General features: G+C 61.2%; 12 protein-coding genes. 6 read left to right on the plus strand and 6 right to left on the minus strand.

All coding sequences use genetic code 11. The features are described 5' to 3' along the window. The first annotated feature begins 261 nt into the window (after positions 1 to 261). The 6 genes from LQG66_RS17495 (at position 262) to LQG66_RS17520 (ending at position 8,958) form a co-directional block, all read left to right on the plus strand. Positions 262 to 624, plus strand: coding sequence for an Hpt domain-containing protein (locus LQG66_RS17495; RefSeq protein WP_231327430.1), 363 nt, complete (start codon positions 262 to 264; stop codon positions 622 to 624). A gap of 1,012 nt (positions 625 to 1,636) precedes the next feature. Continuing rightward, a complete protein-coding gene (locus tag LQG66_RS17500) occupies positions 1,637 to 3,742 on the plus strand; it encodes a cellulose biosynthesis cyclic di-GMP-binding regulatory protein BcsB (RefSeq protein ID WP_231327431.1) in 2,106 nt (701 codons plus the stop codon). 9 nt (positions 3,743 to 3,751) lie between these two features. Further along, the gene (locus LQG66_RS17505; protein ID WP_231327432.1) at positions 3,752 to 5,626 is read left to right on the plus strand and encodes a glycosyltransferase family 2 protein; all 1,875 of its coding nucleotides are present in this window, start codon (positions 3,752 to 3,754) and stop codon (positions 5,624 to 5,626) included. Next, on the plus strand, positions 5,623 to 7,101 hold the full coding sequence (locus LQG66_RS17510) for a hypothetical protein (protein WP_231327433.1): 1,479 nt from the start codon (positions 5,623 to 5,625) through the stop codon (positions 7,099 to 7,101). Before LQG66_RS17505 ends, LQG66_RS17510 begins: the two co-directional genes overlap by 4 nt. 52 nt (positions 7,102 to 7,153) lie before the next feature. After that, positions 7,154 to 8,113 carry a response regulator gene (locus LQG66_RS17515; protein ID WP_231327434.1) on the plus strand — a complete coding sequence of 320 codons (960 nt, stop codon included), beginning with the start codon at positions 7,154 to 7,156 and terminating at the stop codon, positions 8,111 to 8,113. Positions 8,114 to 8,202: 89 nt separating this feature from the next. Continuing rightward, positions 8,203 to 8,958, plus strand: a complete 756-nt coding sequence (locus LQG66_RS17520; protein WP_231327435.1) for a hypothetical protein — start codon at positions 8,203 to 8,205, stop codon at positions 8,956 to 8,958. A gap of 1 nt (position 8,959) precedes the next feature. Here the strand turns inward: LQG66_RS17520 and LQG66_RS17525 are convergent, their stop codons facing one another. The 6 genes from LQG66_RS17525 to LQG66_RS17550 all read right to left on the minus strand — a co-directional run bounded on the left by LQG66_RS17525 (position 8,960) and on the right by LQG66_RS17550 (position 15,495). Continuing rightward, the gene (locus tag LQG66_RS17525) at positions 8,960 to 9,916 is read right to left on the minus strand and encodes a glycoside hydrolase family 113 (protein ID WP_231327436.1); all 957 of its coding nucleotides are present in this window, start codon (positions 9,914 to 9,916) and stop codon (positions 8,960 to 8,962) included. A gap of 418 nt (positions 9,917 to 10,334) precedes the next feature. After that, entirely contained in the window at positions 10,335 to 10,904 is a 570-nt protein-coding gene (locus LQG66_RS17530) for an HPF/RaiA family ribosome-associated protein (protein ID WP_231327437.1), read from the minus strand. Positions 10,905 to 11,268: 364 nt separating this feature from the next. Then, complete coding sequence (locus tag LQG66_RS17535; RefSeq protein ID WP_231327438.1) at positions 11,269 to 12,384, minus strand: alpha/beta fold hydrolase; 1,116 nt, start codon at positions 12,382 to 12,384, stop codon at positions 11,269 to 11,271. Between the two features lie 969 nt (positions 12,385 to 13,353). Beyond that, a complete protein-coding gene (locus tag LQG66_RS17540) occupies positions 13,354 to 13,884 on the minus strand; it encodes a flavin reductase family protein (protein ID WP_231327835.1) in 531 nt (176 codons plus the stop codon). Between the two features lie 309 nt (positions 13,885 to 14,193). After that, positions 14,194 to 14,415 (minus strand): hypothetical protein, encoded by a 222-nt coding sequence (locus LQG66_RS17545; RefSeq protein WP_231327439.1) that lies wholly within the window; start codon positions 14,413 to 14,415, stop codon positions 14,194 to 14,196. 264 nt (positions 14,416 to 14,679) lie between these two features. Beyond that, positions 14,680 to 15,495, minus strand: coding sequence for a sulfotransferase family protein (locus tag LQG66_RS17550; RefSeq protein ID WP_231327440.1), 816 nt, complete (start codon positions 15,493 to 15,495; stop codon positions 14,680 to 14,682). Between the last annotated feature and the right edge of the window lie 29 nt (positions 15,496 to 15,524).

A 15,524-nucleotide genomic window follows, 5' to 3' on the forward strand; every position in this document is an offset into this window, starting at 1 on the left:
CTCTTCAGCCAGTTAATTTTTCCTTCCGTACAAACCCGTAGACGGCTCATAGCTGATCCGTCTTTCCGGAAAGTTGCGCGACGCAGCTGCGATCTTTCGCGCTGGAGGAAAGACGCTGCAGGTATCCGTCGCTTCACCCGCCCTAACACCTAGGTACTTTTCGCGCATCACATTAACTACAAAACGTGACCGGCACTTAATGACTGCCGAGAAGACTATCGATCCAAACGATGCCACCGCGACCTTGCGAAGGAGGGACGCATGTATGCTGACGAATTCGAACTGCGCATCGCAAAGGTGCGACAGCGATTCGCGACGTCGCTGGAAAACAAGATCGAGGTCGCAATGATCGCGGCCGATCGCATGTCAGGTGGCAAAGGCAGCGAGATCGATCATGTTCAGGACTCTTATCGCTGTCTTCACAACATTTGCGGAGTCGGACCGACGGTCGGGTTTGCGGCGACCGGCGACGCCGCTCGCGCGGCTGAATCCGCCCTGATGCAGGCCTACCAGGAAAAGCGTGCACTCACGGATGAAGAGGTCCAGAACCTGAAGACGGCCCTCGAGCACCTTCGGGATATCGCCGCATCGGAGCTGAAGTTAATGTATGAGCGCGGGCACTGATCGCGCTCGCCAGTCGTGCTGGGGATCTTGATCCCTAGGACATGGTGGATCCGGGCCGACGCCGCCTCGCATCGCCGACCGCTCCAAGCGTCGTCGATTGATCGATCTCGCGGGCACAGCGTCGGTAAGCGCTGCGATGAGCGACGTGTCGCCTCGTCCGAACACGGTCCCGTGCGCCAGCACGTTGAGCATGGAAATCAAGCGCCGAGATCCGTCGCGACCAGCCACGAGATGCTTGCTCGCTCCCGGATAAGCCGCTTCAAGCTCGAGGTGGCGGCGCAGACGTGCGGTCGGCGTCACCATTCTGCATGTAAGATGACGTCTCGGCTTCTTCTCGCCGACTTCATAAAGGCAAGCGAGCGTGCAGAGACCGCCCAGCTAAGCCAAGTGCACATAAGAAGACTGTCTGGCTCTTACTCGCCGGACGTGATCGGGGCCCGGAGTCCGTTGGTCGCGGTTTGAACATCGAATCCCATCCGGACGCTTCCGCCGGCGGCCACCGGAAGAACCCGGGAGTCATCGTCCACCAGAAGACTTCTTGGAGTGGGATTGCTCGATCTCAGTTTTACCGTTGCCCGCTCTCCATTTTGACGTTGCGACTGTCTTGAAGCATCAGCATTCGACCTATCGGTGATGAGGTAATAGGGATTCGTCACCGTCGACCTCGACATCCACCTGCCACGGCCCACCGAACGAACGACGGCTTAACGAGGCGATAAAGCTCGTTTAGGTACGAGCACGTAGTCGGCCGGAAGGTGCTGCGCGCCGGCTCCCGCCTCACATATGACGCCTCAAACGTCCGCTCGCTTACCCAGTCAGAGATCAAGACCGGCCGCACGTCGCTCCGACTATGTAGTCGTACGTAACCAGCCGTGCGGGCAAAAGTAACTTTTGCAGCCGACCGTTGATCAACACTTGGAGAACAGAGACCGAATGATTTGAAATGAAACTGCGGCTGCGGATCACGACTGTGCAGTGAACTATATTGGCGTTATCAATCGGAGTTAGTATTGTGGCGTATTTCGTACATGTCCTTTTGGCGGCGCTCATCGCAGCGCTGGCATCGTCGGCCCAGGCGCAGCAAAAGCGGCCGAATGTCGCTCCGACCGAGCCGGTTCGGTTTGTCTCACCAATTCAGAGCGCCGCTGCAGTCGGAGCGCTGCCGCAAAGCGCCATCCCAGGGTTGACGCAAAAGTCCCTGCTGGTTGGCATGCCGTTCGCGAACGCCGGCTTTCCCAATGGCTTCCGGCTGTCCAATCTTGGCGGCCGTCGCGAGGTCTATATCCCAGTGCCTCAAGGCGTTGAACTCAGTCTTGCCGAACTGGTCCTCACCTATGACGATGTAAGCGCCCACGAAGCCCGGCGCAGCCTCGAAATCCTGGTCAACGACCGTTCCGTAGCTGCGCTTGCGCTGGACGGCAAGAGTCCTGGCCGTACCGCGCGTATCTCACTTGTGAATGCGACCGTGCGGGATGGCTTTCTCAAACTCTCGTTCGTGTATTCAGGCGCGGCGACGCAGGACCGCTGTATCGACGTCCGCTATGTCGGCGATAGCCTGACCATACGACCTGAGTCGACGATGGAATTCGCGATCGGCGTTTTCGGTACGCCCAACATCGCGGCCACCGCCGCCATGATGCCGAAAGAGGTCGTTGTACTGCTTTCCAACCCCTCACCGCCAGCATCGGATATCGCCGCCGCACTCACCATTTCGCGCGCGCTGACGGCGACCGGACGGCAAGTGACCTTCTTTCATGGCCGTAACGCCGTGCCGGACCTGGTCGAGCGCGACAACAAGCGACGGTGGACGCGCGGGCTGATCGTAGTGGGCGCCTTCGATAGAATCGCGGATCAACTCGATGCACCGGTCACGACGCTCGTCAGCACGACTGCCGGCGCTCCCATCGAGAGCACGCTTGCTGCTGCCAGGATCGGCGGCGTGCCGATCCTGCTCGTCACGGATTCTGCGTCGTATCGCGTCGGCCAACTGCTCGGAAATCCTTCGCTCGCGGCATTGCGCGAAACATCATCGGCCCTTGTGGGTCAGGTCTCGGCGTCCAGACCGGCGACCGATTGGATCAGCTTCGATGCACTGGGCCTGACGCCGCCGCAAGCTGAGGTATTCGGCCGCACCGAGCTTGCGATTGCCATTGCCACCCGTTCATTGCCCGGCGGTACCCGACCGTCGCGCATTGCACTCGATATCATGGTTGCGCCCGATGGTGCCGGCGAAAAGGCGGTCGTGAGCGTCTTCGTCAATGAACGCCTGCTCGCGAGCACCGTCGCCGCGATCGGTGAGCCGACGCGACTCGATTTTGCGCTTCCTGATGGGTTGGTCGGCTCGGTTGCGAACATCAGGGCGGTCGTGCAACGCCGCAGTTCGCAAGGCGATTGCCGCTTCGAACCGCAAGGTTACCCGGCAGAGATCCTCGGCTCCAGTCGGCTTGCTCTGTCGCAAGCGGGACCGGTCGCGCGGGATTTCTCCGATCTGGCAACGTTGTGGGCCGCCGGCATCCAGGTGCTGCTGCCGGCGTCGACAGCAGAATACCCATTGTCTTTCCTGGGCTCGTTGTCGGACGTGTTGAGCGCCCTCTCGAACCGGACGACGCCGATCGAAGTGAGGTATGTGGACTCCCAAACGTCTCCCGTACCAACTGCGCCATTCATTTCGATCGGCAACCTGCCTCCCGCCGGGGCCGTGCAGCGCATGCGCTTCGATCGCGGCCGGGTGGCGATCGCCGACCGCAACGACCGCGTTCTGCTCGATGTAGGCGGACTTATTACAGGTGCGGTTGCACAGATCGTCACCTCGAATAACCATCCGGGATTGTGGATTCACCCCCTTACCAGCGATGGATCGCTATCGACGGCGTCCGCAACCAACCTTGACCGCGGCGACGTCGCATTCCTCGACAGCAGCGGCGTCGCGCTCGCGCTCTCGACCGATCGCGATACTCTGCTGCGGGTTGCCTACCTCGATCAGCGATCGTGGACGACCAAGCTCGACCGTTTCTGGCCTTGGATCGTTGGCGCTACCTGGGTGCTTGCGACTATTGCGTTGTTGATCCTGGCTCAGCGCATGTATCGCCGCCGAGTCTCCGGCAATGTCGGCGAATAGGCCTTCCAGATGCAGCCGATATCATCCTCCGACCGCGCGCTGGGCGACATCCTCGTCGCGCGCCGTGTGCTCACCCTCGGTCAACTCGACGAGGCCATCGCCCTCTCCGAAGCCTGGCAGGTCGGCCTCGGCAACGCCATCCTGTCGCGCAACTGGGCCGAGCCGGCGGTGTATTACCAGGCCGTCGCGTATCACTATGATCTGAAATTTGTCGATCTGATCCGCGAGCCGCCGGATCTCGACCTCGTGTTGGAGGCAGATGCGGACATCTACGCCCGCAAACTGATGATCCCCTGGAAGCGCAGTGACGGACGATTGCTGATCGCGACCGCCGCACCAGGACCCGACACCGTGCTCTTCGCAAGAGAACGGTGGGGGACCGATGTCACGTTTGTTGTGGCGACCAAGTTCGACATCATCTGGGCGGTGCAGGCCGCCTTCGACGAAGCGCTATCTGCTCGTGCCATCTATGAACTCGCTGAACTCAGCCCGGAGCTCTCAGCACAGCGCGTCTTCACCCCCGCGCAAGTCATCTTCGGTTATGCCTTGCTCAGCCTGACCCTGCTTGGTCTAGCGCTGTCACCTGTCACGACACTCATTGCGATCAATGTGGCGATGAGCGTGTTCTACCTTGGAAACTTCGTCTTCAAGGGCGTTCTTGTCCTATTCGGAGGGGCGCGCGCAGCCGACGAAACCATCGCAATCGAGGCGCGCGCGCTCAGCGACGAAGAACTGCCGGTCTTCACCGTCCTGGTGCCGATGTACAAGGAACCGGCGATGCTACCGATGCTGGCGCAGGCGCTGCGCGAGCTCGACTATCCGCTCGGTAAGCTGGACATCAAGCTGGTGCTGGAGGCGAGCGACCACGAAACCATCGAGGTCGCGGCCAAGCTCGGCCTCGAAGGCATATTCGAGATCATCCGCGTGCCGCCATCGCACCCGCAAACCAAGCCGAAGGCCTGCAACTTCGCGCTGCAGTTCGCCCGCGGCGAATTCCTCGTGATCTACGACGCCGAGGACCGGCCAGAACCGGACCAGCTTCGCAAGGTGGTCGCGACGTTCCGGAAATCCTCAGCCAACACCGCATGTCTGCAGTGCAGCCTGAGCTACTTCAACTTCAGCGAAAATTGGCTGACGCACATGTTCACGCTCGACTACGGCCTCTGGTTCGACCAGATGCTGCCAGGTCTGGACCGCCTTAACATTCCGATCCCGCTTGGCGGCACGTCCAACCATTTCAAGATCGAAGTGCTGCGCGAACTGCACGGCTGGGATCCCTTCAACGTCACGGAGGACGCTGATCTCGGGGTGCGTCTCACGCAGAAAGGCTACCGCGTCGGCATCGTGGATTCCACAACGTTCGAGGAGGCAAGTTGCCACGCCGGCAACTGGATTCGGCAGCGCTCGCGCTGGATGAAGGGATATATGCAGACCTTTCTGGTTCATACCCGGCGTCCGCTCCGCTTCATGCGTATGATTGGGCCGCTTGGCTTCCTCGGCTTCGTCTTCTTCATCGGCGGCACCGTGCTTTCCGGCCTGCTCAATCCGCTGTTCTGGCTGCTCTATATTGCCTGGATGATCGCCGCGGTCAGCGGCCTTGAAGCCGTTTTCCCGGAGCCGTTGCTGTTTCTGAGCCTGTTCAATCTCCTCGCCGGCAACGGCGCGCTGATGTTTCTCAACATGCTGGCGCCAATACGGCGCGGCTGGCTCGACTTGATCCCCTACAGCCTCACTGCGTTCGGCTATTGGGCCATTCTCTCGATAGCCACTTATCGCGGACTTTGGCAATTGCTGCGCAACCCGTTCTATTGGGAGAAGACGCACCATGGCGTGTCAAAGCATGTCGTCCGTGAACTGGCTCAAGCGCGGGAGGCGGTCGCATGAAGCACGCCCTTCCGGTCACACTAGTCATGCTCATCGCCTGCGCTGTCGTGTTCGCCGTCTCGCGAAGCGCGGCGACGGCGGGTCTCGTTCCCAATGACGCGGTGACGTTGTGGGCCAGTGCGATGACAGCGGGCCAAGGTCAGATGTCGATCGGCCGCATGCTCGCTGCCTATCCGACCATTCCCTTCCTGACAACGACGCTGCTCGATACCCTGACGCCGGCGGGCACACCGACCCCCGTCTTGCTGACCGCCATCGTTCTTGCGCTGTTCGCCGGCGGGCTGCTCGCCACCTTTCGGCGCATCGGCGTGCCGGGCGTCGCCCGGACGCTGATGGTCTTTCTGATCGCCCTGCACCCCGCGGTGCTGCGCGCCGCGATCGCCGGCCCCGCCGAAATGATCTTCGCGGCTTTTCTGTTCTTGCTCGGCAGCGCACTGTTCGCCCTGCGCGCCCGCAGCGGTGCACCTGAGGTGATGGCCGTCGCCCTGTCTTTGCTCGGCTTGAGCTTCTCTCATCCGATGGGGGCGGCGATGGCCTGCGCCGCTGTTCCGCTTTTCGCGCTCTCGATCCATCCAGGATTTCTTTCGAAGAATCCACTGAACCTTCTGCTCGCGTTGCTGTTTCCGACGTTATTCTGCGTTGCGGCTTTCTCCTACATGTCCTGGATATTTCCCGGCAGCGGCTGGACCTTCCTGGTCGCGCCGACCGAAGGCATCGCCACGTGGGCAGCGGGTTCTGCCAATCTGTTCGGACGCGGACTGACCGGTTCGCTCGCACTCGATGCTGGAATCGTGGTGATCGTAGCGACGCTGATCGGCGCCCCCATCGTCCCAGTCGCGACGGTCTCGATTTGGCGGCTCAGGCCGCTGCTCTCGCCCACCGTGGTATTTGTTGCGATGGCCGTGCTGGCAGCCGGTCTCGCGGTCACGACCGGCTTGTTTGGAGATCCCGCCGCGATTGCGGTGATGCCGCCGATCCTCGCGGCGGTCGCAATCATTCATATGCCGCCGATACGCAGGCGATTGGGCGTCGTGTTGGCGATGCTCGTCCTCGGTTGGTTCGGAGGCATAGCCGGTCTCGCGATTGCCGATCCGAGCGGCACGGTCAACGTTGCAATTGCATTCGAAGGAGGCAACGTCGACGCCGAACGCGCCGCGGCGTTTGAACTTGGCAAGGCCACGCTGGGACATGACGGCATTCTCGCCGATACGCTGAACACGCCGGCGGTGGTCGTGGGCCGCGGCGGGGCCCGCGGATTGTTGTCACCATCCGATGAAGCGTTCAGCCTTGGGATCTTGTTTTCCCATATCGACGCTCCGTTTGTGGCCGTACCGGATCCGCAGATCGGCGTTGGCGCACAGGATCGGCTGAACAAGGCTTTCCCTCTGCTCTATCGGCGTGGTGTCCCGGGGTATCGGCTCATCTACGACAAGGCCGGCTGGCGATTGTTCGCGCGGACCCAGACGGCATTGTAGCAAGCCACGCCCACGACGCATCGAACCGATCAGGGTTCAACAGGAGTTCACCATGCGTATTCTGGTTATTGACGATTCCGAAGACGGACGGGACATCGCAGAAGCGATGCTTCTGGCGGCAGGATATGAACAGGTCGGTACAGCGGGTTCGGCTGACGAAGCCTATCGATTTCTGGGGATCGGCGCAGCGGCGACGGAGCCGGTGGCCGTCGATCTGGTGCTGCTGGACATCGTCATGCCCGACGTCGATGGCATCGAAGCGTGCGCTCGCATCCGCAGCGATCAGCGCTATCGCAGCGTCCCCATCATCATGGTGACGGTACTCGGAGATACCGACAGTCTGGCCAATGCGTTCGTGGCTGGCGCCACCGACTACATCACCAAGCCGGTGAACCGGGTCGAGTTGCTGGCGCGCGTTCGATCAGCGCTGAAGTTGAAGGCTGAACTCGACCGCCGCGAAGCGCGCGAGGCCGAGTTGGTGAGTTTGGCATCAAGATCAGGCGACCGCCGCGCGTCGAGTTGGATCGACTCTGCGACTGGCCTGTTTGTCGGCGAGATGGCGGAGGCTTACCTGCTCGCCGACGTGAATTTTCCTTCAGGCAGTGAAACCTCCATCATCGCACTGAAGCTCGACCGGCTCGGCGCAGATCAGACGACGAAGCGGTGTGCGGAGCCGGGTATCATGGCCCGGGTCGCAGCAACGATGCGCGCAACCGCAGCAACTGTCGGCGTGGTCGCAGCGATCTACCGCGATGGAGTAATCATCCTCGTGCTCCCCGATCAATCGCGCGCGTCCGCCGCAAAATTGGCGGAGACGTTGCGCGCCTCGGTCGCGAGTCTCGGGATAGCCAATCCGGAAGCGATAGCGGCACACCATGTGACCGCGAGCGTCGCCGTCGTCACAGGGCGGGTCAACGGTGCCGGTCGCATCCATCTGCTGACCCGCGCAGTCGCGGCAGTTTCGGAAATAGCCGCAGCAGGCGGCGATCGTGTTGTACCCCAATGTGCTTAGCTTTCTTGAGTGCGGGGGTGCGTACATCAAACCCTATCAGGGCATGGGCCACGCGGGGGAATATCCGGTGCATCCTTGCGATCGGCCTGATGGGCTCGACAACGCCAGCCCTGGCCGGAGCCTGGACACTTGATGCAGGAACGGGTGCCGTGGTCTTCACCGGCACGGCGATGCAGTCGAATAGCGCGTTTGACAGCGGCAGCAAGCTGCAACCCATCCCGCGCTACAGCAAGGACGAGGCGCAGGCCTTGATCGAATATGGCGTGACCAACTGGTTCACCGCCATGTTCCAGCCTTCACTGCAGCATGTCGATATTGCCGCTCCATTCAGCGCACGGCGTAGCGGCCTGGGCTATACTGATATCGGAGGCCGGGCTCGAATCTGGTCCGACGCCTCCTGGGTCGTATCCGCGCAGGCGATCGTCCGGATACCCGGCGTCTTCGACAAGACCAACCCGGCGGCGATCGGATACACCGATCCCGAGATCGAGCTCCGCGGCCTTGCCGGACACAGTTTCAAGGCGGGGGCGCTTCCAGCCTTCGTAGACTTGGAGCTGGCACAGCGCTATCGCCTGGGCGGTCCGCCCAACGAATTTCGTGCCGACATCACCTTCGGCATTCGGCCGGCCGAAAAATGGATGCTGCTGGCGCAGTCGTTCAACGTGCTTTCAGAAGGCGCGGGAAGCTGGGGCTACGGCAGCTTCGCCTATCACAAATTCCAGCTCAGCGCGGTCTATGCCCTGACGCCAACACTTTCCTTGCAGCTCGGCGGCTACTCGACCTATTGGGGCCGGAACGCATTGCAGGAAAACGGCCTCGTGATCGGCGCCTGGTATAAATTCTGATTCAGGGCTTCCGGCAGATGCCGGTCCAGGCGCAAGACAGTACGGCTTCCGCCGGCTTGCCCTGAACCGTAAAATCGGTGTCGTTGGGCCCGCCCGCGGCAGGGTCGGTGAACCAGCGCCAGATCAGCACTCCGTGAATCGACGGCCGGTTGAGTACAGCCAGCCAGTCCGCGATCACATCGGCCTGAAGCTGCGGATCGGCAGCGGCAGTGCGCTCCTCGGCACTCTCCCATGGCTTGGCGGCCGCGCCCTTGGCCGAGCGTAACCCGATTTCGGCGACCAGCACGGGTTTGCCCCATCGGCTCGACAAAGCATCGAGACGTACGGCAACCGCTGCCATCGCGGCAAGCCGTCCGGCACGGTCGTCGTCGGAACCAAGCGGCGGATACAAGGACACGCCGATAGCATCAAGCATCGGCCAGAACGTGATAGCCTCGGCCTCGTCCGTGTTGTGCGCGACGTAAAGCAGAGTTCGCGGAAAAGCTGCGCGGGCGGCCGCGATTACATCTTTCCATTCTGGACGTCCGGAGGTCTTGGCGAGTTCGGTGCCGATGGCAACGGCATCGGCGCCCTCCTCGCTGGCGATTCGACCGATACGTTCAAGCTGCAAACGGTATCGGATAAACCACGTACGCCAAGCCTGTTCGGAGGTCGGCTCGATCGCGCCGGCCCAGCTGTCCGGCACCCAGATGTGCGGCTTCACGATAACCGCTAAGCCCAGCCCCCGTGCCTCGCGGATTGCGGCGCGCAGTGCTCCGTCGGACATATCGCTTCCCGCCACAAGGTCGGATGCCGACGGGCTCGATTGCCACAAGAACGGAATCACAGCTATGGCGGTAGCGCCAAGCTGCCTGGCATTGCTTAGCGCGCGACCAGCCGACAGGCTGCCAAAGGGATAGTCCGGTGTCGCCACGATGTTGAAGCCGTCAAGGCGCTGACCAAAGGCCGAATCCAGCACAGCGATCGGAAGCGCAAGAAGAAGCGTTATTCCAAGCACCCTGCCTAAAGATGCAACACGCGCTCGGTGCGACCTGCCGCGAGAGCTTTCTGCATCTGGTCTCATTCTGACGACACCACTGCCTGAATGCACATTGCCTTCTAGAATATCCCCCGGCAAAGTCAGGTAAAGTCGGGGGCTTCAAGGGCACGCCATTTGACTTCAGTCTGCCGGTTATCGCTGCCGGTCTTCAAGCCGGACGTAGCGGCCCGACGGGCTGATCGGACAGCATGATCCCGCTGAAACTCCATGATGGACCCCCGGGCTGTTCAGCGAGTTTCGGCCCCGAGCTGAAACGGCATGACCGGCTCGATCTTGACGACGTCAGCCACCTGTCGATACGGACCCGTGTTCGGCGCGGCGATATTCTCTGATCAGCTCAGACCCGCAATCCATGTTTCCCGAGAGGTCTTACCGTTGTCGCCTGAGCGCCCTTTTCGCCGATCTCGTCGACGAACACGACCCGGGAGCCAACGGCCAAACCGGCAAACTCCCCGTCAATGACACTGTTGCGATGGAAGTAGATTTCCGAACCATCGCTTGATTGAAGGAAGCCAAATTCACCGCCAGGGTCCAGGCGCACGACGGTTCCGGTCGGTGGCCTTTCATGACTTTTGACCACTCCTTCCATTCGTCCCGCCTCGTCCTGCAGCTGCCTGCCCGCCCGCTTGAACGCATCGTTGACGGCAAACGTCAAATCGGAATGACGCTCATCCGCCTTCGGGGTTCGATCAACAATGACCTCGCGGCCGTCCGGCAGCGCCAGGCGAATATTGATCTCGTAAAGCCCGCCGGTCCGGTGACGCATTCCGGGACCTTTGACGATGATCCTGCATGCGGTGATGCGTCCGTAACGCGCTTCAAGCTTCATCACGTGGCCCGCGATGAGATCCTGAACCGCGGGAGTAGAAACCAGACCCTGATATTCTATTTCCATCGGCGTCTGCATGACCTTCACTCCATCGAATTGACGCGCGGACCACAGCAGAGCATTCAGTGCTCGGTATTCACCTCCCGGAGGTGATCTTGCTCCGGCGCAGCGCAGTCATCACTGGAACTCCATCGCAAGCCGGTCTCCGACATTCTTCACGGGGGGCGACCAGGCCGAACTCTCTGTCGCACGTTTCTCGACTTGTCCAGTCAGCGTGCCCCTCCGACAACACACCGATATCAGCTGCATCCACGATTGGTTCTAGGCAAGCTCGTCGCGGATATCGTCACGCAATTTCAGTTCATTCATGATCGGCCTCCTCAACATGAACTCATAGCTTGCCTATCTCCGTTGGGCGCAGCGTTGATACAAGTCAATGCCGTCAGAGAGCTCCCTTAAGGACGGGCTCTTTCAGCCAGCGAGCAATCATCGGCCAGTATTCCTCAAGTGAGCGCCGGCCCATGAACAGTCCGAGATGATTGGACGACGCCACCTTGTGGTGGAGATCCTCCGGCCTGGTTCCGACCAGTCGTTCCGCCGCCAGCAACTGCTCCGAGGCCACCACTTCGTCGAGACTCCCGGCAAGGAGATACATTGGAACTCGCAGGTGGGAGAGATTGATCTTCTGTCCCAAGGCGACAAAGTCTCCCGTGGCAAGCTCGTTACGCTTATAAAGTTTCTGCACGACTTCGAGATAGTATGTTCCGGGGGCATCGATGGTCCAGGCATTCCAGCTCTCGAAGATGGCCTTGAGCCGGTTGAATTCCGGCGAGCCCGTTGGCTGAAGCGTCTGCAGCGAATCACGAACATAGTCTGCGTCGACGCCATCAACGTCCCAGAACTGCGCAACATTGCGGCCGATGACGCGGCCGCCGCCGAGATTGACGAGACCCTGGAACATGCTGAGCGGAGTGGTCGCCGCAACAGCTGACAAAGCAGATGACCGCGCGGCGATATCGACCGGCGCTCCCGCCATGACGAGCTTGCGGACCTTGCCCGGGAAACGCGCGGCATAGACCAGCGAGAGCCAGCCACCCTGGCACAGCCCGATGAGATCAACCGAACCGCCGAGGTGATCGACGAGGACGTTGAGATCGGCAAGATAGTCATCGATCCCGCGAAACCGCATGTCGGGACTGGCCGAACGCCATTCGGCCATGAACAACCTGTCGACTCCGCCGGCGCAGAGCGCGGCAACGAGGCTGTGCCCGGTGGCGAGGTCGGCAATACGGCTTCCGTGCAGCGCGAGTGGGGTACAGAGCAGGGTGGGAACGCCGCTCGCGACTGTGGAAAAGTCGCAGAGCCGGACCGCATGCAACTCAAGCGCCATCTTGCTTGGAGTAGCGCCTCCCGGCTCTTGCGCGGCGTGGTCGCGATCGGCGCCGAAACCCATCATTTGCGCTGCAAGCGCCGACGCGGTTTCGCTGAATGACACAGCAGCCAGCGCCGGCCAGAACAACGATGCGTACGAAAACTGACTTCCGAGATGCCGATCCATGTGTGATAGGAATCCCTGCCTTGTCGCGGCTGGCATGAGCCAGATCAACTTGTGGACACTATACTCGCATTCCGGATCGTCCGCATACAACCACAAGCGCAGGTATGCTGATGTACCGTCAGGGCGATAGCGGTCCTGTTGTTCTCCCGGTCCATCCCGGCCACAGCGCGCCAGGGATTCGCAGAGGAACTCGGCGTCGAAGCGACGGGACCGCTTCGTCCGCCCGGCCAAGTCCGCCAAAGTCGCAGCTAGACGGTCGTGGGCCACGCGCTGGGAGGCGCGCGCGATGTCAGCGCGGTGCGTAGCAATGAAATCGCCATCGAATGGCCGCCACGAACCAGCGGTAGCGCGTCCTTTCCGGAAATCGATCGGACGACATGGTTTTGTCTTTCCCTCGCCCGGCAGAAGATCCTCGCCGATCAACGACCGTTTCTCGACCGGCGCTAGACGCTCTGATCTCGCCCTCGATGGGCGGAGCATCAAAACACCCCTTAGTCAACGCCGGCGAAGGACCCTGGATCCGCGCGACGTCGTTGACCTCGATCAATTCGAATTGACCGTCCCTTTGTAAGTTTCCTTGCGGGGTGACGGGAGGAGCAGAGATGCCGTACGCAACGGATTGCTTTCGATGGCTCGGCGAACCATCGTATTGGCGACGATCCCAGCGTTAATCCTCACAACTTCGCAGCCATCTCCCACAGCGAACCCGGCGTCGCGAGCTTCGCAGGGCATCTCAACAACCGCAACATCGAGCGACGCTACGGACTTCAGTTCGCGCCGCCATCACCGGAACCACCGCGGAGGAAGCGCTGCGGGAGCGGCCATGATGGGTTTGCATTTGGAGCGATCGCCTGCGCTATCGCAGCCCACGGCGGCGCGAGTATTACGAGAACTATGGATCAGGAGTTCGTCACGTTCGCACAAACGGTCGGATATCCCCGCGGCCAATACCGGTCGAGAAGCCGGCGATCATCGCATTCTCGACTTGAGCTTGATCACATCACCATCGACGACAAACTTGCCGTATCCGTGATGGTGGATCGTTTTCGGATTTCTTTGTGTTGGATCGATCCAGGCTTTCAACACCTCGAGAACGAACAGATTGTACATGTTCACCAGCCGACCATCGACCACTTTGCATTCGAGATTGGCAAAGCACTCAGCGATCAGGGGCGCTGCAACGCGCTTGGCCGATATCGGCGTCAGCCCGAATTTTTCGAACTTTGCAACGTCGCGGCCAGAGCAATTGCCGACGTCCACGACTTTTCGCGCAAGACGCGTCGCCGGAATACCGATGACGCACTCTTTCGTCTCTCGCAACGCGGCAAAGCTGTAATCGGCATCGCTGACGACGCAGGCAATCAGCGGCGGCTCGAACTCGACCATCATGTGCCAGGACAACGTCATGACATTGGCGCGGCCGTTGCGTGCGGTGGTCAGCAGGACCACCGGGCCCGGCTCAATCAACTGATAGACCTTGCCTAGCGCCAATTCCTTCATCGACATCGCGGATTCGTCCTTTCGTCACGCTTTCCGAGGATTGCGTGAGCCAAACAGACGACTGAGTTGCACGCGTGCAACCTGCGTCTGTCGCGAGCGGATGTCTAAGCTGATTCAGTGAACTGCTCACGCCGACCATCAGCCAGAAGTCCTGACATGTGCGTCCGCTCGCATGAATCAGGCCGGCATGGTCGCCGCCCTCCAGGTTCATCCTCCAGGCTGTCGTCGACAACGACCCTAAGCCTGTAAGCGGCCCCAAGCGCGGACACCGCGCCTGGCTCGCAATCGAGCGGCAAGCGCAAATGGGGGTCATTTGAAACTGCCAGACCCGACACCGGCAATATCAACGGTACCAACAATGGCCGTGCCGGAAGAGGCGATGGTGCGGGTAGATCCAACGCGGCCCCCAACAATAACGATACCATAGCCGGTCTCGCCCAATCGGTGGCAGCCGGCCTCGGCATTGCTGGGCAGGATGGTCCCGACCGACAGGATCGCGGCAGAAACGGCGAGCAGAGCGAAGCTACGCATGTACTCCTCCCCGAAGCGATCATGTAAGAATTCCACAGTTCTGGTCGCGATCCTTGCGCGAGATCAACCAGGCACTGCCACATCGCCCCTGAGAAACCGATGTCAAGCTGCGCCGAAGGCGAAAGCCACCGTTCGGATCGTGTTCGGGTGCGCCAATTCGGTCCAAGCTGGACACTGCGGACTGGCCGTTTCCCTTTTGCGCCCAGCGCCACGACCGGCACGCGCTTCGATCCCCATCAGCGGGGGCCGCCGAGGTCATTGACGCTAGACCACACGCACCTTGTTCGGATTGCGGGCGGGATCGCGCCAGAACGCGTCGTTCTCGTATTTGCGCCAGAGATCGCCGGGGAGCACGGTCTTGCGGCCCGGCGATTCCACGCGGCGGCCGACCTTGTGCAGGCCGGGGGTGCCGAGCCTGCGGTCGAACTCCTCGGCGTCGAATTCGATGTTGTCGAAATCATGCGCGAACGGCTTCTCGCCGATGAAGTCGTAGACCGCTGCGATCGCCTGCTGCGGCCGGCTCGTCAGCGTCTCATAGGTCAGCGCCAGCAGGCAATCCGCCTGTTCGCCACAGAACGCCTCGCGCAGCGCGTTCCAGGCAAAGCCGACCATGCCATTCGGCGCGGCCAGTCCGTCGACGCGCGAATACACCGTGCCGCCCGGCTCGAAGTTGAAGATGCCCGACGGCTGGAACTTGTTCTTGCGGATCAGCCGTTCGACCGAGTCGAGAATCCAGGGAACGTCGCGCACGCAGCAGATGACCTTGGCGCGGGGAAACAGCTCGGTCAGCAGCGGCAGGCGGGTGCACCAATTGCGGTTGGTGTCGAACACCACGTCGCCTTTGGGAACGTCGGCGTAGTAGGATGAGAAGATGCCTTGCAGCAGCGCCTTGCGCTGTGCGTCGGTGATGAAGATGGAGGTCTCGTTGCTCATGCTCATGCTGCGCAGCATGGCGTCGACCAGCGAGCCGACCGGTCCGGTCATGCCGGCGCGGAAACGCGGGTTCTGCCGCAGAATGGCCGACAACAATGTCGAGCCGGCGCGCGGCAGTCCGGAGATGAAGTGAATGTCGCCCTGCATGAATCCTCAAAAGCCCAAGAATTGCGAGA

It is taken from the genome of Bradyrhizobium ontarionense (assembly GCF_021088345.1).
GTDB classification, from domain to species: domain Bacteria; phylum Pseudomonadota; class Alphaproteobacteria; order Rhizobiales; family Xanthobacteraceae; genus Bradyrhizobium; species Bradyrhizobium ontarionense.